General features: G+C 71.6%; 18 protein-coding genes. 4 read left to right on the top strand and 14 right to left on the bottom strand.

The genetic code is table 11. From position 1 onward, the window contains the following. Positions 1-15 precede the first annotated feature (15 nt). From VIS07_08210 to VIS07_08190, 5 genes are all read right to left on the bottom strand, one after another. Positions 16-795, bottom strand: coding sequence for a DapH/DapD/GlmU-related protein (locus tag VIS07_08210; GenBank protein HEY8515482.1), 780 nt, complete (start codon positions 793-795; stop codon positions 16-18). Continuing rightward, the gene (locus tag VIS07_08205; protein ID HEY8515481.1) at positions 792-1,715 is read right to left on the bottom strand and encodes a class I SAM-dependent methyltransferase; all 924 of its coding nucleotides are present in this window, start codon (positions 1,713-1,715) and stop codon (positions 792-794) included. The genes VIS07_08210 and VIS07_08205 overlap by 4 nt, the downstream gene beginning before the upstream one ends. A gap of 57 nt (positions 1,716-1,772) precedes the next feature. Beyond that, entirely contained in the window at positions 1,773-3,740 is a 1,968-nt protein-coding gene (locus tag VIS07_08200; GenBank protein ID HEY8515480.1) for a DEAD/DEAH box helicase, read from the bottom strand. Between the two features lie 109 nt (positions 3,741-3,849). Then, a complete protein-coding gene (locus VIS07_08195; GenBank protein ID HEY8515479.1) occupies positions 3,850-5,580 on the bottom strand; it encodes an amidohydrolase family protein in 1,731 nt (576 codons plus the stop codon). Between the two features lie 171 nt (positions 5,581-5,751). Beyond that, positions 5,752-6,981, bottom strand: coding sequence for a site-2 protease family protein (locus VIS07_08190; protein ID HEY8515478.1), 1,230 nt, complete (start codon positions 6,979-6,981; stop codon positions 5,752-5,754). 248 nt (positions 6,982-7,229) lie between these two features. Here VIS07_08190 and VIS07_08185 point away from each other — a divergent pair, with 248 nt between their 5' ends. Both VIS07_08185 and VIS07_08180 read left to right on the top strand, forming a co-directional pair. Beyond that, complete coding sequence (locus VIS07_08185; protein ID HEY8515477.1) at positions 7,230-8,306, top strand: AI-2E family transporter; 1,077 nt, start codon at positions 7,230-7,232, stop codon at positions 8,304-8,306. A gap of 80 nt (positions 8,307-8,386) precedes the next feature. Continuing rightward, positions 8,387-9,532 carry an amidohydrolase family protein gene (locus VIS07_08180; GenBank protein HEY8515476.1) on the top strand — a complete coding sequence of 382 codons (1,146 nt, stop codon included), beginning with the start codon at positions 8,387-8,389 and terminating at the stop codon, positions 9,530-9,532. Positions 9,533-9,632: 100 nt separating this feature from the next. Here the strand turns inward: VIS07_08180 and VIS07_08175 are convergent, their stop codons facing one another. Continuing rightward, positions 9,633-10,106, bottom strand: a complete 474-nt coding sequence (locus VIS07_08175) for a hypothetical protein (GenBank protein ID HEY8515475.1) — start codon at positions 10,104-10,106, stop codon at positions 9,633-9,635. A gap of 11 nt (positions 10,107-10,117) precedes the next feature. Then, on the bottom strand, positions 10,118-11,731 hold the full coding sequence (locus VIS07_08170; GenBank protein HEY8515474.1) for a GMC family oxidoreductase: 1,614 nt from the start codon (positions 11,729-11,731) through the stop codon (positions 10,118-10,120). Positions 11,732-11,923: 192 nt separating this feature from the next. Here VIS07_08170 and VIS07_08165 point away from each other — a divergent pair, with 192 nt between their 5' ends. Beyond that, positions 11,924-13,294, top strand: a complete 1,371-nt coding sequence (locus tag VIS07_08165; GenBank protein HEY8515473.1) for a PhoH family protein — start codon at positions 11,924-11,926, stop codon at positions 13,292-13,294. Between the two features lie 178 nt (positions 13,295-13,472). On the opposite strand, the gene VIS07_08160 is transcribed toward VIS07_08165, so the two are convergent. The 3 genes from VIS07_08160 to VIS07_08150 all read right to left on the bottom strand — a co-directional run bounded on the left by VIS07_08160 (position 13,473) and on the right by VIS07_08150 (position 16,154). Next, positions 13,473-14,021, bottom strand: a complete 549-nt coding sequence (locus VIS07_08160; protein HEY8515472.1) for a hypothetical protein — start codon at positions 14,019-14,021, stop codon at positions 13,473-13,475. A gap of 24 nt (positions 14,022-14,045) precedes the next feature. After that, entirely contained in the window at positions 14,046-14,453 is a 408-nt protein-coding gene (locus VIS07_08155; protein HEY8515471.1) for a BON domain-containing protein, read from the bottom strand. A 258-nt stretch (positions 14,454-14,711) separates the two neighbouring features. Further along, on the bottom strand, positions 14,712-16,154 hold the full coding sequence (locus VIS07_08150; protein HEY8515470.1) for an NAD(P)/FAD-dependent oxidoreductase: 1,443 nt from the start codon (positions 16,152-16,154) through the stop codon (positions 14,712-14,714). A gap of 341 nt (positions 16,155-16,495) precedes the next feature. Between VIS07_08150 and VIS07_08145 the strand changes: the two genes are divergently transcribed. Further along, on the top strand, positions 16,496-16,957 hold the full coding sequence (locus tag VIS07_08145; GenBank protein HEY8515469.1) for a hypothetical protein: 462 nt from the start codon (positions 16,496-16,498) through the stop codon (positions 16,955-16,957). Positions 16,958-17,147: 190 nt separating this feature from the next. Here the strand turns inward: VIS07_08145 and VIS07_08140 are convergent, their stop codons facing one another. The 4 genes from VIS07_08140 to VIS07_08125 all read right to left on the bottom strand — a co-directional run bounded on the left by VIS07_08140 (position 17,148) and on the right by VIS07_08125 (position 22,858). After that, positions 17,148-18,614: an aldehyde dehydrogenase family protein gene (locus tag VIS07_08140; GenBank protein HEY8515468.1), complete on the bottom strand. Its 1,467-nt coding sequence runs from the start codon at positions 18,612-18,614 to the stop codon at positions 17,148-17,150. Positions 18,615-18,783: 169 nt separating this feature from the next. Next, the gene (locus VIS07_08135) at positions 18,784-19,404 is read right to left on the bottom strand and encodes a hypothetical protein (protein ID HEY8515467.1); all 621 of its coding nucleotides are present in this window, start codon (positions 19,402-19,404) and stop codon (positions 18,784-18,786) included. A gap of 36 nt (positions 19,405-19,440) precedes the next feature. Further along, positions 19,441-20,967 (bottom strand): sigma-54 dependent transcriptional regulator, encoded by a 1,527-nt coding sequence (locus VIS07_08130; protein ID HEY8515466.1) that lies wholly within the window; start codon positions 20,965-20,967, stop codon positions 19,441-19,443. Further along, entirely contained in the window at positions 20,957-22,858 is a 1,902-nt protein-coding gene (locus tag VIS07_08125) for an ATP-binding protein (protein HEY8515465.1), read from the bottom strand. The genes VIS07_08130 and VIS07_08125 overlap by 11 nt, the downstream gene beginning before the upstream one ends. Between the last annotated feature and the right edge of the window lie 77 nt (positions 22,859-22,935).

Below are 22,935 nucleotides of genomic sequence, written 5' to 3'. Positions count from 1 at the left end.
CGTCAGCGATCGCCGTCAGCGCGCGGCGGGATCGCTAGCCGTCGCCGACGCGGGCGGCCGCTCGCGCCGTCCGATGACGCGCGCCGGCACCCCGGCGACGATGGTGTAGGGCTCGGTCGACTTCGTCACCACCGAGCCCGAGCCGACCACCGTGCCGGTCGCGATCGTCACCCCCGGCGTGACCACCGAGTTGGCGCCGATCCAGACGTCGTCGCCGATCACGATCGGCGCGCTGCGGTGGCCCTGCTGGATGATCGGCAGCGACGGATCCGACCAGTGGTGCTGCGAGCTGACGATCACCACGTTCGGCCCGATCAGCACGTTGTCGCCGATCGTGAGCCCGCCGCGTCCGTCGAACAGGCAGCCGGTGTTGATGTGGTAGTTGCGCCCGATCCGGATGCCGTACGAGTGAATGAAGTTGACGTTGCGGCAGATGAAGCCGAAGCCGCCCCAGTGCGCGAACAGCAGCCGGTAGAACCACGCGCGCAGCGCGAAGCCGAGCATGCTCGGGATGCCGCGCAGCAGCGAGCCGATCCACTCCTCGGCGTACAGCACGATTGCTTGACGCAGGGTGATGGTGCCGAGGAAGCGGCGGATCTGCGCGCCCGCGGTCGTCGTCGGCGCGGGCGGCAGCGCGACGTCGTGCTCCGCGGCGGGTGCGCCCGTCTGCGCGGCGTCGTGACCCGCAGCCGGCGCGCTCGCCTGCCCGGCGTCACGACCTGCGGCCTGCTTGCTTGACGTCGTGCTCTCCGGCGCCGCGTCGAGCCGCGGCGACGACGTGCCTTCCGCGCTCATCGCGCCTCCATCGCCTGGCTCGCGCGAGCATCGTCGCGCGCGGCGTGCGCGGCGGTGCGCCGTGCGACCACCTGGATCTCGCCGAGCGGCAGCGGCCACGCGCGCGCGCCGAGCCGCCCGGGCAGGATCCGCCCGACCGCGCGCGCGAGCGGCGCGAGCCCCGGGGTGAGCTGCGCGAGCTGCTCCGCCGCGTAGTCGATGGTCAGCGGCTTGTAGGCCGGCCGCAGGTCGACGGTCGTGAGGCCGCCCTGCGCCAGCAGGCGGCGCAGCGTCTCCGGCGTGAAGTAATGAATGTGGTCGGGCGGCGCGTAGTAGAACCAGTGCTTGCGCATCACGCGCGCGGCCATGCTGTGGTGGTTCGGCACCGCGGCGACCAGCACGCCGTCGGGCAGCAGCCAGTCGCCGAGCCGACGCACGAACTCCAGCGGGTCGCGCAGGTGCTCGAGGACGTCGAACGCCGTGATCACCGCGTAGCGGCGCTCGGGCGAGAAGCTCTCGACCGCGCCCTGGTGGACGCGCAGACCGCGCTGGCGCGCCTGCGCCACCGCGACGCTCGAGATCTCGAGACCCTCCGCGTCGATCCCGCTCTCGACGGCGGCGGCGACGAACGCTCCCGTCGAGCAGCCGACGTCGAGCCACGGACCCGGCGGTGCGGCCCTGCGCGCCCGCTCGAGACGGTCGCGCGCGATGCCGCGCCGGATCTCGTCGGCGGCAGCGAAGGTCGCGTAGCCGCCGTCGGTGTACGAGCGCTCGTGGTGGGCCGCGATCTCCTCGGGGCTCGGCAGCGGATCGAGCGAGACGAGCCCGCAGCTCGTGCAGCGGACGAACGCCCAGCCTCGCTTCTCGAAGAGGCGAGAGAACGCGCGCGCGCCGCAGAGCACGCAAGCGCCGTCGCCCGCCGTCGACCCGTTCCGCGTCACGTCGGGCAAACTGTAGGCAGCCCGCCCGCCCATCGGCAACCGCGCGCGTTGCGTGGCTCAGCGGCGCGGCCCGTCGCGGCGCGTCCGCTCGCGCGGCGCCCCCTCGACGCGCGTCCGCGCCCCGTACGACCGCTCACCGAGCGTCCGCTCGCCGTGCGCGCGCTCGCGGTACGGGCGCGACGCGCGACGATCGTCGCCACGCGCCGGCACGCGACCACGGGCCTGCACGTCGCCGCGTACCTGCTCCGCGCGGGCGCGCGCCTGCGCCCCGCCGCGCCCGTCGTCGTCGCGACGCTCGAGGCGCACGGGGATCTTGCGCCCCTTCACCGTGCCGCGACGCAGCGCCGCCACCACGTCGCGCGCGCGGTCCTCGGGCACCTCGGCGAGCGCGAAGCGGTCGGCGATCACGATGGCGCCGATCTCCTTGCCGGTGATCCCGGCCTCGCCGGTGATGGCGCCGACCACGTCCTGCGGCCGCAGCCCCATCGCGCGTCCGGCGCCGATGAAGATGCGCGTCATGCCGCTCGGCACGCGGTCGTCGCGCGCGCGATCTTCGTGCGCGCGCTCGGCGCGCGGCGCGCGCGCTCGCTCGCGCTCAGGACGCCGGTCACGCGGAGCATACGCTCGCTCGCGCTCGTGACGCGGCTCGCGCGGCGCGCGCCCGGCAAAGGCGGGGATGTCCTCCGCTGCGTGATCCGCTTCGCCTTCCTCGGCGAGCAGCTTGACGGCGGCCATCGCGACCTGCACCGGGTCGAACTCCTGCGCGAGCGCGTCGACCACGACGCGGTAGCGCTCGACGTCGTCCGCCGACAGCGCCTCGCGCAGCGCGCTCGTGACGCTTTCCAAGCGACGCGCGCGCAGATCGGCGACGGTCGGCACCGACGCGATCTCGATGCGCCGCTTGGTGAGCTGCTCGATGTTGCGCATCAAGCGGTGCTCGCGCGGCTCGGCGAGCGTGATCGCGACACCCTCGCGTCCCGCGCGACCGACGCGGCCGATGCGGTGCACGTAGGACTCGGGCGCCGACGGCACGTCGTAGTTGATGACGTGCGTGAGCTGCGGCACGTCGAGGCCGCGCGCCGCGACGTCGGTCGCGATCACGAGGTCCGCTTCCTCGGCGCGCAGGCGCCGCATCACGCGGTCGCGCTCGGCCTGCGACATGCCGCCGTGCAGCATCTCGGCGCGGTAGCCGTGGGCGCGCAGGCGCTCGCCGAGCTCCTCGACCTCGGTGCGCGTGCGGCAGAAGACCAGCGCCGCCGTCGGATCCTCGAGGTCGAGGATGCGCGCCAGCGCGGCGGGCTTGTGCGGCCGCGCGACGACGTACGCCGTCTGGCGCACGCGCGGCACGTCACCCGCCTTCGGACGCTCGCCGGCGATGCGGATCTGCACCGGGTCGCGCAGGTGGCGGCGCGCGATCGCGGCGATGCGCGGCGGCATGGTGGCGGAGAACAGCACCGTCTGACGCTCGGCGGGCGCGGCGCCGAGGATCGCGTCGAGGTCCTCGGCGAAGCCCATGTCGAGCATCTCGTCCGCCTCGTCGAGCACGACGATCTCGACCTCGGCGAGCGACAGCGTGCCGCGCTGCAGGTGGTCGACGGCGCGTCCCGGCGTCGCGACCACGACGTCGACGCCGCGGCGCAGCGCGCGCAGCTGCGGTGCGAACGCTTGCCCGCCGTACACCGGGACGACCTCGGCGCCGAGCGTGCGTCCGTAGCGGTGCACGGCTTCGGCGACCTGCATCGCGAGCTCGCGCGTCGGCACGAGCACCAGCGCGGCGGGGTTGCGCGAGCTGCGCCTGCGCGCGGCGATGCGCGCGAGCAGCGGCAGCGCGAACGCGGCCGTCTTGCCGGTTCCGGTCGCGGCCTGCCCGACGAGGTCTCGTCCGGCGAGCAGCGGCGGGATCGCCTCGCGCTGGATCGGCGTCGGCTCCTCGTAGCCGAGCTCCGCGACCGCCCGCACGAGACGCCGGTCGAGCCCGAGCGCGGCGAAGCCGCCGTCCTCGGCCTGGGAGCCGATCGCCGTCATGGGGCCATCGTAGAGGAATCGGGCGCCGCCGCCGAACGGGCGGGCCTTCGCGACGGCGGAAGACGACGCGGCGCTCGGACGTGCCGACTCGCGGTTCGCGACGCGACGCTCAGCCGCCGCCCGGCACCGTCACCGTCTCGGTGTCGCGTCCCGAGCGCAGCACCTTGCCCGGCAGCTCGCCGGTCTCCTTGCCGTCGACCACGATGTCGCGCCCGTTCACCAGCACGCGCGCGATGCCCTTGGCCTCGGCGAACATGCGCTCGTTGCCGCCCGGCAGATCCTTGCGCGTGTGGATCATGCCCGAGGCAACCGTCCGCGGATCGAGCAGCACGAGGTCGGCGTACGCGCCCGGCGCGATGCGGCCGCGGTCCTTCAAGCCGAACAGCGCCGCGGGCACGCCGGTCATCATGTGCACGGCCTCCTCGAGCGGCAGGAGCTGGCGCTCGCGCACCACGTCGCCGAGGAACGCCGTCGGGTAGCCCGAGCCCAGCATGCGGTCGAGGTGCGCACCCGCGTCCGAGCCGCCGATCATCGCGCGCTCGTCGCGCCACACCTCGACGCGCAGCTTCCACGAGTCGAGGTCGTCGTCGGTCGGCAGCGGCCAGAGCGCGGTGCGCAGCTCGTCGGCGACCACGATGTCGAGCAGCGTGTCGAACGGGTTCTTGCCGAGCTCGGCCGCGATGTCGGCGACCTTGCGTCCGGCGAACGCGCGGTTCTCGGGCGCGAACGTCTCGCCGATCATGAAGCGCTCGCCCTTCGCGAGCGCGCCGAACACGCCGGCCTCGGGACGGCGTCCGCCCTCGCGCATCAGCTCGCGCACCTTCGGATCTTTGAGCTTGGCGATGCGCTCGGGCACCGGCAGCGCGAGGATCGGTCCCCACTCGGGGATCGAGTTCAGCGCGCAGTGCTCGAGGAAGCTCATCTTGAGGCCGACCAGCGTCGGCATGGTGAGCGCGACGATCTTCGCGCCCGCGGCCTTCGCCTTGGTGCCCGCCGAGAGCTGGTGCTCGTGACGCGCGCGGTTCAGCGCGCTCACCTGCATGACGTTCCAGTTGAGCGGGCGGTTGGCGGCGAGCGACATCGCGATCATCAGCCCGATCTCGTGGTCCTGGAACTGGTTCAGGCAGCCGTCGATGATGAACTCGAGCGTCGTCCCGGGGTGCTCGCGCACGGCAGCGGCGAGCGCCAGCGTCTCCTCGCGCGTCGCGAAGCGCGACGGCACGGGTGCATTGTCGCCGTCGACGTGCGTGAACGCCTGCGACGACGAGAAGCCGAGCCCGCCCGCGGCGAGACACTCGTGCAGCAGCTTCACCATGTCGACGATCTGCTCGAGCGTCGCCGGACCGCCGACCGCGCCCTCGCCCATCACCCGGCGGCGCAGCGCGCAGTGCCCGACGAGAAATCCTGCATTGACGCCGATCCGGCCGTCGAGCCGGTCGAGGTACTCGGCGAAGGTCGACCAGTTCCACTCGATGCCGTTCTCGAGCGCGCCGAGCGGCATGCCCTCGACCTTGGCCATCATGCGGCGGATGTAGTCCGCGTCCTTCGCGCCGAGGGGAGCGAGCGTGAAGCCGCAGTTGCCGGCGATCACCGTGGTCACGCCGTGCAGGTTCGACGGGCTCGCGAACGGGTCCCAGAAGAGCTGCGCGTCGTAGTGCGTGTGCGGGTCGATGAAGCCGGGGGTCACGACGAGCCCGTCGGCGTCGATGGTGCGCGCCGCGCCCTCGGTGACGCGTCCGAGCGTCACGATCCGGCCGTCCTTGATCCCGATGTCGGCCCGCACGCCGGGTGCGCCGGTGCCGTCGACCACGGTGCCGTTGCGGATCAGCGTGTCGAGCATGCGCCACCCTTGGCAATGTGGGCGCGCGGGATCAAGCGTCGTTCGGGAATTCGAACGACGCGGGGCGGCGGCGTCCCGCGCGTCCGGCGACGGCCCGATGGACGACGCACGCGGCAGGCGCGGCAGGCAAGGCGGTGCGCGCGCGGCCGCCGGCGTGCACGTGCTCGCGCGTCACGCCGGCCGCGCGGCGTCGGCCGCGTGCGGCGGCACGTCGAGCTCCGAGCTCAGGCGCAGGTAGTGCATGACGCCGTTGCGCGTGATGAGGCCCGCGAGGCGGCCGTGCTCGAGGACCAGCAGCCGCCCGCTGTCGGCGGCGGCCATGCGCCGCATCGCGCCGACGACGCTCTCGTCGGGCGAGACCACGACCTCGGGTGTGGCGCGCCGCATGAGCTCCGCGACGCGGACGCGTGCACGCTCCTCGGCCGGACACGCACGCACCTGACGCAGCGACAGGATGCCCTGCACGTCGCCGTCGTCGCCGACCGGGAAGCCGCCGAAGCCGTAGCGCAGGAAGTAGTCCTCGATCGCCTGCGCGATGGTGAGGTCGGGCGGGATCTTGACGGGGTCCTTGACCATCACGTCGCGCACGCGGGTGTGCGCGAGCATCTGCTCCGTGACGAGCCCGTGATACCCCGCCTCGGCAGCGCCGCGCAGGAAGAGCCCGATCAGGATCAGCCAGAAGCCGCCGATCAGCGCGCCCTTGAAGATCTCGAGCGCGCCCAGGACCATCAGCCCGATCGCGATGCCGCTGCCCCAGGACGCGGCGCGCGCGGTCGCCTGACGCAGGTCGCCCGAGCGGTACCAGAAGAACGCGCGCAGCAGCCGTCCGCCGTCGAGCGGGAAGCCCGGCAGCAGGTTGAACACCGCGAGCGCCAGGTTGATCGTCCCGAGGTAGCCGAAGACACCGACCCACATCGGCTCCGCGCCGAGCGCGTCGAGGAGCCGCGCGCCGAGCCAGAACAGAGCGGCGAGCGCCATGCTGGTCAGCGGCCCGACGCCCGCGATCTTCATTTCGTTCGCCGGCGAGCGCGACTCCTCCGTCAAGTGCGCCATGCCGCCGAACACGAACAGCGTGATCGTGTCGACGCGGTTGCCGAGCGCGTTGGCGACGAACGCGTGCGACAGCTCGTGGATCAGGACCGACGCGAAGAAGAGCAGCGTCGCGATCAGCCCGACGACGAAGTAGGTGGCGAGCGCGTAGCCCGGGTAGGTCTGCGGGAAGTAGCCGGCGGCGAGGCTCGCCAGCACCAGCGTGAAGATCACGAGCCACGAGACGTCGATGCGCACCGCGACGCCGCCGACCGAGAACAGCGTGAGGCCGCGCAGCCCGGACGCCTGAGCGGCGCTGCGGGTCGCACTCGGCGCGGCGGGGCGGCGCGAGGGGTCGCTGTGCTGGTTCATCGCATCCTCCATGGCTTCCAGGCGCGCGCTTGCAAAGCCGTGGGCCGATCCGTGGGCTTCGCGGGCGCCGCAGGCGTCCGCAACGGCCGTGCCACCGAGCGGCTGCGCGCCCGCGGCCCCGTGCGGGGCGCGGCCCGCGCGGGCGTCGTCGCGTGCAACCGCCGCCCTGCGCCGCTGTACCGATTGCAGGGTCGCGACGTCCAGCACCGCGCGATTCGCATGGACGGGAACTTGCTCGGAGTTCGCGCATGGCCCTTCCAGCCTCGCCCGGGCGGCGCAACGACGATCCGCGCAACGATCCGCGCGCGATCGTGCTGTGGACGATCGGAATCCTGCTCCTGATCGCGCTCGTCGCCTGGGTGGTGGTGGTCGCGCGTCAGGCGGTGCTGGTCGTCTACGTGAGCTCGCTGCTCGCGATGGGCATGTCGCCGGCGATCCAATGGGTCGAGAAGCAGACGCTGATCCCGGTCGGCGGACCGCGCCTGCCGCGCTGGCTCGCGATCCTGCTCGTCTACCTCGCGGTGCTGCTCATCGTCGGCGGCATCGCGCTCGCCGTCCTGCCGACGCTCGTCGCCCAGACGCGGGCGTTCGCGCAGAGCGCGCCGGAGCTGCTGCAGCGCGCTCAGCTCTGGCTCGTCGAGCGCCGGCTCATCGACGAGCCGATGTCGATGAGCGACGTCGTGCAGCAGGCGCCCGTCGGCGGCGACATGCTGGGCAGCGTCGCGACGACGCTGTGGAGCGTCGTCGGCGGCGTGTTCGGCGTCGCGACTATCCTGATCTTGACGTTCTACCTGCTGCTCGAGGCCGAGAGCCTGCTGGCCGGACTGCTGCGTCTCGTGCCGCGGCGTCACCGCGGGCACGTCCGCACGGCGTCGGCCGAGATCCGGCGCAAGCTGAGCGCCTGGCTCAGCGGTCAGCTCATTCTGTCGGCGGTGATCGGCGCGACCACCGCGCTCGCGCTCGGGCTTCTCGGCGTGCCGTTCTTCTTCGTGCTCGCGCTGATCGCCGCGCTCGGCGAGCTCGTGCCCTACATCGGCCCGCTGCTCGCCGCGGTGCCGGCGGTCGCGCTCGCGGCGACCGAGTCGTGGCAGCTCGCGATCGCGGTCGTCGCCTTCTTCTTCGTGCAGCAGCAGCTCGAGAACTATGTGCTTGCACCGCGCGTCATGGAGCACCAGGTCGGCATCAGCCCGGTCGGGGTCATCGTCGCGCTCCTGATCGGCGGCTCGCTGCTCGGCGTGGTCGGCGCGATCCTCGCCGTGCCGAGCGCGGCGATCCTGCAGGTCGTGCTGCAGGAGCTGGTGCTGGTGGACGACGAAGACGCGTGACGCAGCGCACTGGCCCGTCCTCGCACGCCCGTCTTGACCCGCCGCCGGGTCCCGGCCCATGACGCTCCTCGGAGGACGCGATGAGCTACGAGGTGATGCGCTTTCCCTACCCGGGCACGATCGACGCCGACGGGCACGTGCTCGAGCCGGCGTGGCTGTGGGAGGAGTACCTCGAGGAGCGCTACAAGCCGCGGGCGCTGCGCATTTGCACCGATGACGAGGGGCTCGAGTACCTCGAGCTCGACGGCCGGCCTTCGGAGCGCACCAAGAAGGGCGTGCTCGGCGTGATGGGCGCGATGGGCGATCCCGACGCGAAGCCCGGCCCCGACCGGCGCTACATGGACAACATCCCCTACGGCGCCGGCGACGCGCTCGAGCGCATCGACCTGCTGAACCGCGAGAACCTCGTCAAGAGCGTGCTCTACCCGACGATCGGTCTTCTGTGGGAGTGCGAGGTCACCGATCCGGAGATCACGCTCGCCTACATGCGCGCCTACAACCGCTGGATCGCCGACTTCTGCCGCTCGAGCGGCGGACGGCTGGTCCCCATCGCGCAGCTCTCGCTGCTCGATCCCGAGGCGTCGGCGGCGGAGCTCGAGCGCGCCGTCAAGGACGGCTGCCACGGCGCCTTCGTCGCGCCCTTCACGCACACGCGCAAGCCGCACGGACACCCCGACCACGACGTGCTCTTCGCCAAGGCGTGCGAGCTCGACGTGCCGATCGGCATCCACCCGACCTACGAGCCGGCGTGGGCGGTGCCGGTGCGCTTCAAGGGGCTCGGACGCGCGCAGGAGTTCTTCTACAACGTCATGCTGCGCCAGGGCGTGCAGCAGGCGTTCCTGTCGTTCTTCGCGCTCGGCACGCTCGACCGCTTCCCGGATCTGCGCATCGGCGTGCTCGAAGCAGGCTCCGGCTGGATCGGCGCGTTCCTCGACCGCATGGACGCCGTCTTCGAGACGATCTCGGCGGCCGGCGTGACGCTGACCAAGAAGCCGTCGGAGTACTTCCGTCGCCAGTGCTTCATCTCCGCCGACCCCGACGAGACCGCGGCGCCGCTCGTCATCGAGCACGTCGGCGCGGACTGCTTCCTGTGGGCGACCGACTACCCGCACCCCGACCACCCGAGCACGTGGGTGCGCGCGCTCGAGCGCTTCGTGGCGCCGCTCGAGGAGACGACGCGCGCCAAGGTGCTCGGCGAGAACGTCGCGCGGATCTACCGATTGTGAGTGCTCGACGCGCGCTCACCACGCGCGGGCGTCAAGCACACGTCCCTCGCAGCGGCGCGCACGCGTCACCGGCAGACGCCGCGCGTGCGCGCGGCGTGCATCAAGCGTCGCGGTAGAGCTTGCCGCGGCGCCGCACCGGCTCGAGCAGCGCGAGGTCGCCGTCTTCCATCTCGAAGCCGCGCGGGTGCGGCGGACGCGCCTCGAAGCCGAGCGCGCCGAGCACGCGCGGGTCCTGGTAGTAGCTCGCGTAGGCGAGGAACGTCAGGCTCGGCAGGAAGCCCGCGTCGCGCGCGCCGACGTCGGCGACCAGCGCGCGACGCTCGTCCTTCGGCAGCGCCGCGAACGAGGCCGCACCACGCGCGCGTGCGGCCTCGTCGGCGGTCGCGACCGCCTGCAGGACGCCCAGGTCGAGCCCGGGCAGCGTCCGCAGCGTCGTCGCGAGATGCTCGCCGCCGACCAGCGTGCCGCCGCCGGGCAGCCGTCCGTCGGCGCTCGGCGGAACGATCTCGTCGAGCAGCGCGCGCAGCGTGCTCGCCTGCTCGTCCGTGAAGCCCGGGATCGATGCCTCCGCCACGTCGTTCACCCTCAGTCGAACAGGTTCGCCAGGTTCTTCTTCATCCGGTCGGCGACGTAGAGCGCCAGCGCCTGGATGGTGTTGGTCGGGTTCACCGCCGCCGCGGTGACGAAGATGCTGCCGTCGATGATGAAGAGGTTCTTGACGTCGTGGCAGCGGCCCCACTCGTTGACCACCGAGGTCTTCGGATCGCGTCCCATGCGCGCCGTGCCCATCAGGTGCCAGCCGGCGGGACGCAGCAGCGGCTCGACGATCGTGTCGCGCGCGCCCGCAGCGAGCAGCACCTCCTGCGCCCGCTCCACGCCGTGCGCCATGAGCGCGCGGCTGTTGTCGCCGAGGCGGTAGGTGATCTTCGGCGCCGGGATGCCGTGCGCGTCCTCGAGCTCGGGATCGAGCGTGACCGTGTTGTGCTCCTCGGGCAGATCCTCGCCGATCACCACCATGCCGGCGTTGCGGTCGAAGATCTCGGCGTAGGCGCGGTGGTGCTCGTCACCCCACGGCAGACGCCCCCAGTTCATGCCCATCATCGCCGTGAACACCGGACCGACGCCGCGCAGGATCTCGAACGAGTAGCCGCGCACGAAGCCGCGCGACGGATCGGTCTCGTAGAACTCCTGGCTCATGATGCAGCAGCCGATCGCGCCCTTGTGCCCCTCGAGGGGCTCGTCGAAGAGCCCGGTCACCATCGCGTACGGATGGAACATCAGGTTCTTGCCGACGAGGCCGCTGCGGTTCGCGAGACCGTCGGGGAAGTGCTTCGAGCGCGAGTTGAGCAGCAGCCGCGGCGTGCCGACCCCGTTGCACGCGAGCACGACGACCTCGGCGCGCTGCCGACGCTCGACGCCGTCGGCGTCGTAGTAGATCACGCCGTCGACCATGCCGTTTGCGCCGACGGTGATCTCGCGCACGCGGCAGCGCGTGCGCAGCTCGACGCCGGCGCGCAGCGCGAGCGGCCAGTACGTCACGTCCGTGCTCGACTTCGCACCCTGCGCGCAGCCCGCGAGGCACGTTCCGGCGTTGATGCACGGCGCACGTCCCTCGTACTCGCGGCTGATGATCGCGCTGTCCGACGGCCACCAGTGCCAGCCGAGCTCGTTGAAGCCGCGCGCGAGCGTCTCACCGAGCTTGCCGAGCGGCAGCGGCGGCAGCGGCGGGATCTTCGGCGGATCGGCCGGGTACGCCGGATCGCCGGCGAGACCCGAGACGCCCATCATGCGCTCGTTCAGGTCGTAGTACGGCGCGAGCGTGCGGTAATCGAGCGGCCAGTCGTCGGCGACGCCGTCGAGCGTGCGCACGCGGAAGTCCGACGGGTGCATGCGCGGGAAGTGGCCCGCGAACAGGATCGTGCTGCCGCCCACCGCGTTGAAGTTCGAGATCGCGATCGGCGAGTCCGCGTCGTTGACCGGGTAATCGGCAGGCCGCTTGCGGTCGTTCGGGCTGAAGCTCCAGTCGGTGAGCCGGCGCAGCTCCCAGTCGGTGCGGTTGCCGGGGTACTCGTCGGGCTTCACCCAGTCGCCCTGCTCGAGGCAGAGGATCTTCATCCTCGTCTCGGCGAGGCTCCAGGCGAACGCCGCGCCTGCGGCGCCCGCGCCGATGATCAGTACGTCGACCGGCTCCTCGGACATGGAGCCGGAGTGAAACTGGAGCGACGGCGAGCGGTCAAGTGCGCGCGCAACGTCGCGAGCCGCACAGCGCGCGTGTACTGCGCTCTCGTTCGTCCCGGTCGCGCGCGCCGCGCAGCGAAATGTGAAATCTTTCCACGGAGAGTCTTGCAGCCGTTGATCGCGATCGCAGGTGCGAGTACAAGCTGAAAGCGGATGGGCGGTGCGGACGACGGTGGAGGCCGCAAGAGCCCCGACGGTCGGGCGAAGCCGAAGCTCTTCGTCCTCGACACCAACGTCATCCTGCACGACGCGCGCTGCCTGCAGAGCTTCCGCGAGCACGACGTCGCGATCCCGATCACGGTTCTCGAAGAGCTCGATCAGTTCAAGCGCGGGAGCCGTGACATCAACGCGCAGGCGCGCGAGTTCCTGCGCCGCCTCGACGGCATCACCGGCGACGTGCTCTCACCCGAGGGTGCGCCGCTCGGCGACGGGCTCGGACGCGTGCACGTCGTGCTCGGCACGGGTCCGTCGGAGAAGCTGCGCGCCGCGTTCCTGAGCGACTCGCCGGATCACCGCATCCTGTCGACCGCGCTCGCGCTGCACGAAGCGAAACCCGAGCGCACGGTGATCCTGGTGTCGAAGGACACCAACCTGCGCATGAAGGCGCGCTCGTTCGGGCTCGTCGCGCAGGACTACACGAGCGACAAGGTCGAGCGCGTCGATCGCCTCTACACCGGCAAGCGCACGCTCGAGGGCATCCCGTCGGAGCTGATCAGCACGTTCTACGCGAACGGCGGTCGCGTGCCGGAAGACGAGGTGCCGTACGTCGAGCGGCCGCTGCCGAACGAGAACTTCGTGCTCAGGAACGGCTCGAAGTCCGTGCTCGCGACCTACCGCAGGCGCGAGCAGTGCTTCGCGCGCGTCGAGAAGATCGCTGCGTACGGCGTCGTGCCGCGCAACGCCGAGCAGTCGTTCGCGCTCGATCTCTTGACCAACGACGACGTCAAGCTGGTCACGCTCGCCGGCAAGGCGGGAACCGGCAAGACGCTGCTCGCGCTCGCCGCGGCGCTGCACTGCCGCGCGAGGTACCGTCAGATCCTGCTCGCGCGACCGGTGGTCGCGCTGTCGAACCGCGACCTCGGCTACCTGCCCGGCGACATCTCGGCGAAGCTGGATCCGTACATGCAGCCGCTGTTCGACAACTTGGCGGTGATCCGTCACCTGTTCGCCGAGAACGACCCGAACGCGCAGCGCATCCAGAGCATGCTCGAGAGCGGCAAGCTGGTGATCACGCCGCTGTCCTACATCCGCGGCCGCACGCTGCAGCACGCGTTCTTCATCATCGACGAGGCGCAGAACCTGACGCCGCACGAGATCAAGACGATCATCACGCGCGCCGGCGAGGGCACGAAGATCGTCTTCACCGGCGACATCCACCAGATCGACCAGCCCTACCTCGACGACTCGTCGAACGGCCTCAGCTACCTGATCAGCCGCATGATGGGGCAGGAGATTTACGCGCACATCACGCTGGTGAAGGGCGAGCGCTCGGAGCTCGCGGATCTCGCGAGCGATCTGCTCTGACGCGCGTTCGCGATTCGTCGGGCGCGTTCGCCGCGAGCAGGCCACGTCGCAGCAGGTGGACGTCGCACGCATGTCGTGCGCGTCCCGTGCGATCCGCCCTCCAGACACACGAGCGGGCGGACGCGCGACGATCTCCGCCGCGCGCCCGCCCGCTTCATGAGAGCGATGCGAAAGCCAGTCAGTGCGCGTGGCCGGCCGCCTTGGCCCGGCTCACTCGCTCCTCGCCCGCGGTCGCGATGTCGCTCGCGCCGTACTTCTCCAGGATCTCCTTCGCGCGCTTGCGCTCGTCGGAGTCCTCGGTGTGCACCGAGAGGAGAATGTTGCCGCCGCGGATCTTCTCCTCGTACTGCTTGGCCTCGATCTCGGGGATGCCGAGCCCGATCAGGCCGCCGGCGATGCCGCCCGCGGCGCCGCCGACGCCCGCGCCGCTCAGCGCGCCCAGGATCGGACCCGCCGCGATGAACGGGCCGATGCCCGGGATCGCGAGCGTGCCGATGCCGGCGAGCCAGCCGAGCACGCCGCCGATGGTCGCGCCGGTGAGCGCACCGGTCGCCGCACCCTCGGGCGCCTTGGTGTTCTTCTCGTGCGCGAAGTCACGCGACGTCTGCTTGTCGGGGAAGAGCACGGAGATGTCGTTGTTCGAGAAGCCCGCCGAGCGCAGATCCTCGACCACGAGCTCTGCTTGACGCTGCGACTCGATGATGCCGAATACAGCCTTGCCTGCCATTGTCTGTGTTCCTTTCCTGCGCGCTCAGCGCGCGACCTCGAGCTGATCTCGAACGTTGCCATCACCCGCGATCTTCTTCGCGACCGACGCGATCCGCTCCTTCTCCTCGTCGCTCTCGACCGGGCCACGCAGCGTCACGACACCGTTGCTGGTGACGATCTTGACGTTGTGCGCCTTGGTCGAAAGGTTGTCGTCGGAGACGACCTCGCGCCGGATCCGCTGCGTGAGCTCGAGATCCTGCGCGTTGTTGCCCTGATCCATCGGCGTGACGGCCGCGTCGTTGCGATCGCGGACGTTGCGCCCGGTGTTGTCCGGGGCGTACTGCGCGGCTTCGCCCTGGTTGCTTCGCGGCGGGGCGTCGTCGGCGAGCGCCGGTCCGACGCCGCCGAACGCGAGCGCGAGCCCGACGGCGGCTGCTGTCCATGCCTTCATGTGTTCCTCCTAAGCTGAGCTTCGTCGCGCGCTGGTGCGCAGCGCGTGCGAGACGTCGGACTTGACGGCTCGTCGCGTGCGGCGCGTGCCCCGATAAGCAACCTCGCGTCCAAGCGACCGCGCGCGGAAAAGCCTTGCTGCACGGGGGTTCGCACGGATCGCAGCCGCGCGAGCGCAGTCGAATCTACACGCTGCCGGGTACGGCTTACCGATGCGGCGCGCGTTCTTGCGCGGCGCGTGCGCGCGCCCTCGCGTCCGTCAAGCCAAGGGCGGCAAGGATGTCGGCAGACGCTCGAGGCGTCGCAGCGCGCTGCGCGCCGCGAAGTAGCCGCACATGCCGTGCACGCCGCCGCCGGGCGGCGTCGACGCGGAGCAGAGGAACAGCCGCGGGTGCGGTGTCGCGTACGGATCGAGCCGCGCCACCGGACGCGTGAAGAATTGTCCGAGGTCGGCGACACCGCCGGTGATCGCGCCGCCGACGTAGTTCGGGTTGTCGCGCTCGAAGTCGGTCGTGCGCAGGACGTGGCGTGCGAGGATCCGGTCGCGGAAGCCGGGCGCGAAGCGCTCGATCTGGCGCTCGATCGCGTCGGTCAGGTCCACGGTCGAGCCCGCCGGCACGTGGCAGTAGGCGTAGCCCGTGTGCTTGCCGGCCGGCGTGCGCGACGGATCGAGCTGGCTCTGCTGCACGACGAGGACGAACGGCCGCTCGGGGTGCTCGCCGCGCCACACCGCGGCCTCGGCGGCGGCGACCTCGTCGAGCGTGCCGCCGACGTGCACCGTCGACGCCTCCAGGCAGCGCGGGTCGCGCCACGGGATCGGCCCGTCGAGCGCCCAGTCGAGCTTGAAGACGCCCGGACCGTAGCGGTAGCGACGCAGCCGCCTCACGTAGCCGTCGGGCAGCAGCCGCCCCGCGACGTCGACGAGCTGCGCGGGGCTCGTGTCGAAGAGCACGACGCGTGCGGGCGGCAGGTCGGAGAGCGCGCGCACGCGGCGCCCGGTCTCGATGCGTCCGCCGAGCTCCGCGAGGTACGAGGCCAGCGCGTCGGCGATCGCGCGCGAGCCGCCGGCCGCGACCGGCCAGTCCTCGACGTGCCCCATCAAGGCAAAGATCATCCCGACGGCCGCGGTGAGCGGTCTCTCGAGCGGCAGGATCGAGTGCGCCGCGCAGCCGGCGAGCAGCGCGCGGGCGCGCTCGCCGCGGAACCAGCGGCGCAGAAGCGTGGTCGCCGGCAGGAGCCCCGGTAGCCCGAAGCGCGCCAGGCGCAGCGGATGGCGCGGGACGCGGAGCGGACCCAGGAGGTCTGCGAGCAACGCCCGCGGCTCGCGCAGCAGCGGTCCGAAGAGCAGCTCGTAGCGGCGTGCGTCGTCGCCGAGCTCGCGCGCGGTGTCGGCGAGCGAGCGGCGCAGCAGCACTGCGGGCTCGCCGTCGAGCGGGTGCGCGACCGACGCCGTCGGGTGCAGCCAGCGCAGCCCGTGCCGCTCGAGCGGCAGCGTCGCGAAGAACGGCGACAGCACGCCCGTCGGATGGCAGCCGGAGCAGACGTCGTGCAGGAAGCCCGGCAGCGTGAGCTCGGCGGTGCGCACGCCGCCGCCGATCTCGTGGCGCGCCTCGAGCACCAGCACGGAGGCGCCGGCGCGCGCGAGCGCGACCGCGGCCGCGAGCCCGTTCGGCCCCGAGCCGACGACGACGGCGTCGAGCATGGTGCGTCCTCTTCGCGTGAAGCGCGGCGGGTGTCCACAGTCGTGGTGCGACATCTGGCGAGGTGAGAGCGCCGCGCGCTCGCGCAGCGCGCCGAACGAACGAACGCACGCACGCGCGCACCGCGATCGCGCAGCGCTCGCTCGCGAACACCTCGTTGTCGGCAAACGACACAACCTCACGCCTCGGCGCCGCGACCTCGCGCGCCGCGCTCGATTTTTCCGCGCCCGCCGCGCGTCCAAACGCGGGCACGGGCGTTGCTCACCGCCGCCCGCAAGTTTCAGTCAGCGGCCGCGCGTCGCACGCAGCTTCGCGGCGCGCGGCCCAGGGAGGAATGAGAGGAATGAAGTCGACGCAGAAGCTTCTCGGCGCCATCGCAGCAGCGGTTCTGATCTGCACGGCTGGCGCCGCTTGGGCGGAGGAGCCGCAGGTCGTCGCCGCGCGCGACGCGCAGACCGCGGCCGCCGTCGCGCCCGACCGCGCCGCCGTGGCTCCGTCCTCGGCAGCGCTGTTCTCGAGCTCGGGGCTCGGTCGCACCGGCGAGTTCACCGGCAAGATCGTCAACCTGAGCTGCGATTCCGTCCGCATGACCCTCGCCACGGCCGAGTGCGACCAGGGCGAGCACTTCTTCGCGCTCGAGCTCGATGGCTCGAACACGCTCTACCCGCTGCTCCTGCTCGGCAACCAGCCGAGCGTCGAGCGGCTCCGCGCCGGCGAGTTCACCGGCAAGGAGGTGCGTGTCGCCGGCGTCCACTACTCGTCGAGCGGCGCCATCCTGGTGAGCGACATCTTCCCGCGCAGCTGATCGACTGCGCGCGTGCGGCGCGCGGCGGGCCGTGACTGGTTCGCCGCCGTCGCGCGCTGCCGGGTGGTCACGATCCGGCCGCATGGGGCTGCGGCCGCTTGCGACGTCCCGGCGGACGCGGGCTTCCCTCCACCCCGTCCGTCGGGACGTCGCGCTTTCTTGCCCACCCCCTCGCGGGACCGTTCGAGCGCTACGCCGCCGGCAGGGCGACGGTCTTGGTCTCGAGGTACTCCTCGAAGCCCTCGACGCCGTGCTCGCGGCCGATGCCGCTCTCCTTGTAGCCGCCGAAGGGCGCGTCGGGGCCGAACCACATGCCTCCGTTGACCGACAGCGTGCCGGTGCGCACGCGGCGGGCGACCGCCATCGCGCGCTCGAGCGACCCCGAGCTCACCGCCCCCGAGAGCCCGTAGCGCGACGCGTTCGCGATCCGCACCGCGTCGTCGTCGTCCTCGTACGCGATGACCGACAGCACCGGGCCGAAGATCTCCTCCTGCGCGATGGTCGAGCTCGGGTCGACGTCGACGAACAGCGTCGGCTGCACGTAGTAGCCCTTCGCGAACTGCGTCGCGGCGCCGCCGCCGACGAGGCAGCGCGCCCCTTCGGCCTTGCCCTGCTCGATGTAGCGCAGCACGCGGTCGCGCTGGCGCGCGTTGATCAGCGGACCCGCGAGGTTCTTGAAGTCGGTCGGATCGCCGTAGGGGACGCTCTCGAACGCGGCCTTGGCGATCTCGACGCCTTCCTCGTAGCGCTTTCTCGGCAGCAAGAGCCGCGTCGTGATCGCGCAGCCCTGCCCCGAGTGCGTGCAGACCTGGCCGATCGAGCCCAGCACCGTCGGGAAGTCCGCGTCGTCGAGGACGATGTTCGCCGACTTGCCGCCGAGCTCGAGGAAGACGCGCTTCAGCGTGTCCGCGCAGCGCGCGGCGATGCGCTTGCCGACCGCGGTCGAGCCGGTGAACGAGATCAGGTCGACGAGCGGGCTCGCCGTCAGCACTTCGCCGACCGCCGCCGGGTCGCGCGAGGTGACGATGTTCACCACGCCGGGCGGGATGTCGGTCTCCTCGACGATCAGCTTGCCGATCCAGGTCGCGGAGAAAGGCGTGTCCGGTGCGGGCTTCAGCACGACCGTGCAGCCCGCCGCGAGCGCCGGGGCGAGCTTCGCGAGGTTCAGCATGAACGGGAAGTTCCACGGCGTGATCAGCCCCGCGACGCCGACCGGCTCGCGCAGCACGAGACGGCGCGACGTGATGCCGAAGAAGTCCCGCAGTCCGATGTCGCGCTCCCACTCGTAGCGATCGATGAGATCGATCTCGTACTGCAGGTCGGCGATGCAGGTGTCCTGCTGGATCGCGTAGGTCAGCGCGATCGGCGTCCCGACCTCGGCGACGATCTGCGGCCGCAGCTCCTCTTTGTGCTTGTCGAGCGCCGCCTTGAGCTGCTCGAGGCAGCGCTTGCGAAACGCGCGGTCGGTCGCCCACGAGGTCTCGTCGAACGCGCGCCGCGCCGCCGCGATCGCGCGCTCCATGTCCTCGACCGAGCCGTCGGCGACCTGGCCGATCACCTCCTCGGTCGCGGGGTTGACGTTGTCGTAGGTGCGGCCGCCGGTCGCCTCGACCAGCTTGCCGTCGATCAGCATGCGGGGCTCGTACACGAGTGACATCGCGGGCTCCTCCGATCGATCGCGCGCTCGCTCGTCTGCGCGAACGCGATCGCGATGGCGGTGCGCTCCTTCTACGTCGAAGCGGTGGCGCTTGGCGAGAGCTCGCGCGGGCGAACCGCACCCGCACGAGGCGCTCACGAACCCGCACGGAGCGCAGCCGCGACGTCCGTCACGAGCTCGCGGCGGCCTGCGCCTCCTTCGCGCGCTCGATCGCGGTGGCGATCGGGGGGACGCAGCGCGCGACGAGCTGCTTGCGCGCGTCGAGGAGCGCAGCGCGCAGCGGGTGCTCGAGCGACGGCCACTGGAGACTCGTCGAGGTCCCCTCGCAGCGCCCGCTCCAGATCGTCCAGCCGCCGTGCACGAGCCACACGTCGGCGACGATGCCGGCGCCCTTCATGAGGTACGCGTCGCCGAAGACCTGGACGACCGAGCCCATCACGACGAAGGCCGACGGATCCGCGGGCGGCGCGTCGAGACGCTCGACCTCGTAGCCGTGCAGCGCGAGCCCGTGCGCGAGGCCGTCGGCGACCCAGAGGACGGGATCCTGCTCCGCCTCGACGGCGACGACCGGGATGCCGTACCCCTCGCGCATCTGCCCGACCTGCCGTCCGGTCGCCCACTCGCGGGTGCGCGCATCGTGGAAGCGGACGACCACGACCTTGCCCATGGTCGGCGGACCGCTGCGAGCCAGCGCCGCGGCGTCGGGATCGCTCAGGTCGATGCGGTGCGTGGCGCAAGCGCTCGCGACCAGCGCGAGCAGCGTGAGGAGCGTCGCCGCACGAGGGCGCATCACCACACGATGCACGACGACGACCCGTTCACGGGCTCAGTGCCCGGCGCCGCCGCCCGCACCACCACCGAACGCCTGCTCGCAGCGCTTGAGCTTCTTGAGCAAACCGACGCGCGTCAGCCCGAGCTTACGCGCGGCCTCGCTCTTGTTGCCGCCGCACGCGGCGATGGTCTCGCGGATGCGCTGCCACTCGTAGCGCAGCACGTCCGCGTAGAGCGAGCCGCCGGCGGGCGCGTCGCCGGATCCGGACTCCGCCGCGCCCGCGACGGCCTGCGGTGGACTCGGCGGGACCAGCGGCACGTCGTCGAACAGCACCTCGACCGTGATCGGGTCGCCCGGGTCGCACAGCAGCAGGGCGCGCTCGAGCAGGTTCTCGAGCTCGCGCACGTTGCCGCGGTACTCGTGCGCCTGCAGCGCCGCCATCGCCTCGGGATCGACCTCGGGCAGCGGCTTGCCGAGCTTGCGGCAGTGGCGCGCGAGGATCGCCTCGACCAGCAGCGGCACGTCCTCGAGGCGCTCGGAGAGCGGCGGCAGACGCAGGGGAAAGACCTTCAGGCGGTGCAGCAGGTCCTCGCGGAAGTTGCCCTTCTCGACCTCCGCCTCGAGGTTGCGGTTGGTCGCCGCGATCACGCGCACGTCGACCTTCACCGGACGCGGCGCGCCGACCGGCTGGATCTCGCCCTCCTGCAGCACGCGCAGCAGGTGCACCTGCAGCGCCGGCGTGGTCTCGCCGATCTCGTCGAGGAACAGCGTGCCGCCGTTCGCGACCTCGAAGAGTCCCTTCTGGTCGGACGTCGCGCCGGTGAACGAGCCGCGGCGGTGTCCGAAGAGCGTGCTCGAGAGCAGCGTCTCGGTCATCGTGCCGGTGTTGACCGCGACGAAGAGCTTCGAGCGCCGCGGGCTCGCCTCGTGGATCGCGCGCGCGAGCAGCTCCTTGCCGGTGCCGGACGGACCTTCGATCAGCACCGTCGCGGTCGACGGCGCGACGCGCTTCGCGCGCTCGATCACGCGCTGGAGCGCCGGGCTCTTGCCGATCAGCGCGTCGAAGCCGCCGGCGCTCGTCTGCTCCTTCAGGAAGCGGTTTTCGCGCCGCAGCTGCTCGTTCGCGCGCTCGAGCTCGGCGACGAGCCGCGCGTTCTCGGCGAGCAGGCTCGCGTTGGTGTGCACGAGGTGGAACATCTCGATCGCCTTCGCGATCGTGTCGCGCAGCTCCTCGCGGTCCCACGGCTTCGGCACGTAGCGGTAGACGCGGCGCAGGTTGACGGCGCGCACCAGCGCGTCGACGTCGGCGAAGCCCGTCAAGATGATCGGCACCAACGTCGGCTTGATCTCGAGCGCGCGCTCGATGAGCTCGGTGCCGTTCATCTCCGGCATGCGCTGGTCGGTGACCAGCACGCAGACGTCTTCCTGCTCGATCATCTCGAGCGCCTTCGCGGGGCTCGACGTCCCGAGCACGGTGAAGTCGCGCGCGTAGTTGAGGCGGAACGTGCGCAGGATCGCCTCCTCGTCGTCGACGATCAGCACCGGGTAGCGTCGCAGATCGATCTCGGTATCAGCGAGCATGGACCCTCACGTCTGCGGCCGTCTCGTCGGGCCGCGCCCGCCGCAGCGGTAGCACGACGCGCACCTCGGTGCCCCGACCGGGCGCGCTCTCGACCCGGATCTCGCCGCCGTGCCCGGTGACGATGCCGTGCGTGATCGAGAGCCCGAGCCCCGTGCCCTGGCCCTGCGGCTTGGTGGTGAAGAAGGGATCGAAGATGCGCTCGACGTCCTCGGGGGCGATGCCGACGCCGTCGTCACGCACCGAGAGGTGCAGACGATCGCCCTCGACGCGCGTCGTGATGCGGATCGTGCCCGTGCCGTCGATCGCGTCGCAGGCGTTCGCGAGCAGGTTCATCAGCACCTGGTTGAGCTGGCCCGTCGCCGCCTCGATCTTCGGCACCTCGCCGAAGTCGCGCTCGATCGTGATGCGCTCGGCCCAGCGCGGACGCAGCAGACGCAGGCAGGTCTCGATGCCCTCGTGCACGTCGACCCACTCGGTACCCTCGTGCGAGAGACGCGAGAAGTTGCGCAGGTCCTGCACGATGCCCGCCGTACGTCGCGCGCCCTCGCCGATCAGGTCGGCGATCTCGTTGAGCTCGTCGAGCTGCGCTTCGAGGCCCATCTCGGGGTGCAGCCTCGCGACGTCGCGCAGCTCCGTCAATCGCTCCTTGAGCGGCTCGACGTTGTTCGCGACGAAGGTCACCGGGTTGTTGATCTCGTGCGCGACGCCGGCGACCAGCACGCCGAGCGACGCCATCTTCTCCGACTGCACGAGCTGCACCTGCGCGGCCTTCAAGTCGCGGTAGGACGCTTCGAGCTCGGCCGTGCGCTCGCGCACGCGGTTCTCGAGCTGCGCGTTGAGCTCGGTGAGCTCGCGCTCGCGCTGCTCGATGCGCTCGCTCATGCGGTTGAACGACCCGGCGAGAAAGCCGAGCTCGTCGGTGCGCTGCTCGGGAACGCGGTAGCCGAGGTTGCCCTGCATGATCTGCCGCGTGGCGTCGACCAGGCGCTGGATCGGCGCGTTGATCCCCGCCGCCATGCCGAGCGCGACCAGCAGCGCGAGCACGAGCGCACCGAGTCCGATCAGCAGGATGCGCATGCGCAGCGCGAGCAGCGGGGCCAGCGCCGAGTCGTACGAGCGCTGCAGGAGCGCGACCACCGGCACGCTGCTCTGCGCCTCGACCGGCACGGCGAGCGAGAAGTAGCGCTCGCCGTCGAGCTCGGCGATGAAGTCCGGACCGGGCGCGACGGGCAGGATCGTCGCCAGCGCCTCGCGCGTCGGCGGTGGCGACGACGCCGCGAGCACGCGCTCCCCGGCGGTGAACGCGACGTGCGTGCCGGTGCTCTCCTGCAGCTCCTGCGCGGTCGCATCGTCGATGCGCTCACCGAGCACGAGCAGCCCGATCAGGTCGACCGCGAACACCGGCACGCCAACCAGCCGATAGAGCTCGCCGTCGAGCTCGGCGAGCGTGACCATCGCCTCGCCGCTGCGCAGCACGTCGGCGATCGGCGGCGTGCTCGCGACCGAAGCGCCGGCGACGAGCTTGCCGCGCGAGTCGGCGAACAGCTCGCCGCTCTCGTCGGCGATCCACAGCAGGTCGACGTCGATTCGCTGCTGGTGATTGACGGCGACCGAGGCGAGCGTCCCCGGATCGCGGGTCGCGATCGCGCGCTTCAGCGCGAAGTCCGAGGCGAGCAGCTCGGCGCCGGCGAGGAGCACCTCGCCGCGCTCACGCATCTGGCGCTGGAACACGCTGCCGGTGACGCGCAGCCCCTGGCGCAGCGTCGCGCGCGTCTGCTCCTCGATCTGCAGCTGCACCGCGGCGAGCGTGGTGAGAAGCAGGCCGATCAGAACGGCCGCAACGGCGAGGAAGAGCTTGCCGCGCAGCCCGAGTCGAGCCCACCATCGCATGCTGGCGAGCCTGGTTGTCGGACCGTTCGTCGGTCGCGTCAAGGGACGCACGCGAGGCTTCGAGAGCGTGCGCGGCG

Source organism: Candidatus Binatia bacterium (assembly GCA_036563615.1).
Lineage (GTDB): Bacteria > Desulfobacterota > Binatia > UBA12015 > UBA12015 > DATCMB01.
The sequence above is the reverse complement of the archived record's forward strand: the minus strand, read 5'-3'. Positions and strand labels throughout refer to the sequence as shown.

Bases quoted from the DNA above. Each gene is read 5' to 3' on its own strand.
- VIS07_08210 (HEY8515482.1), bottom strand. From the start codon at position 795: ATGAGCGCGGAAGGCACGTCGTCGCCGCGGCTCGACGCGGCGCCGGAG.
- VIS07_08200 (HEY8515480.1), bottom strand. From the start codon at position 3,740: ATGACGGCGATCGGCTCCCAGGCCGAGGACGGCGGCTTCGCCGCGCTC.
- VIS07_08195 (HEY8515479.1), bottom strand. From the start codon at position 5,580: ATGCTCGACACGCTGATCCGCAACGGCACCGTGGTCGACGGCACCGGC.
- VIS07_08190 (HEY8515478.1), bottom strand. From the start codon at position 6,981: ATGAACCAGCACAGCGACCCCTCGCGCCGCCCCGCCGCGCCGAGTGCG.
- VIS07_08185 (HEY8515477.1), top strand. From the start codon at position 7,230: ATGGCCCTTCCAGCCTCGCCCGGGCGGCGCAACGACGATCCGCGCAAC.
- VIS07_08180 (HEY8515476.1), top strand. From the start codon at position 8,387: ATGAGCTACGAGGTGATGCGCTTTCCCTACCCGGGCACGATCGACGCC.
- VIS07_08170 (HEY8515474.1), bottom strand. From the start codon at position 11,731: ATGTCCGAGGAGCCGGTCGACGTACTGATCATCGGCGCGGGCGCCGCA.
- VIS07_08165 (HEY8515473.1), top strand. From the start codon at position 11,924: ATGGGCGGTGCGGACGACGGTGGAGGCCGCAAGAGCCCCGACGGTCGG.
- VIS07_08160 (HEY8515472.1), bottom strand. From the start codon at position 14,021: ATGGCAGGCAAGGCTGTATTCGGCATCATCGAGTCGCAGCGTCAAGCA.
- VIS07_08155 (HEY8515471.1), bottom strand. From the start codon at position 14,453: ATGAAGGCATGGACAGCAGCCGCCGTCGGGCTCGCGCTCGCGTTCGGC.
- VIS07_08150 (HEY8515470.1), bottom strand. From the start codon at position 16,154: ATGCTCGACGCCGTCGTCGTCGGCTCGGGGCCGAACGGGCTCGCGGCC.
- VIS07_08145 (HEY8515469.1), top strand. From the start codon at position 16,496: ATGAAGTCGACGCAGAAGCTTCTCGGCGCCATCGCAGCAGCGGTTCTG.
- VIS07_08140 (HEY8515468.1), bottom strand. From the start codon at position 18,614: ATGTCACTCGTGTACGAGCCCCGCATGCTGATCGACGGCAAGCTGGTC.
- VIS07_08135 (HEY8515467.1), bottom strand. From the start codon at position 19,404: ATGCGCCCTCGTGCGGCGACGCTCCTCACGCTGCTCGCGCTGGTCGCG.
- VIS07_08130 (HEY8515466.1), bottom strand. From the start codon at position 20,967: ATGCTCGCTGATACCGAGATCGATCTGCGACGCTACCCGGTGCTGATC.
- VIS07_08125 (HEY8515465.1), bottom strand. From the start codon at position 22,858: ATGCGATGGTGGGCTCGACTCGGGCTGCGCGGCAAGCTCTTCCTCGCC.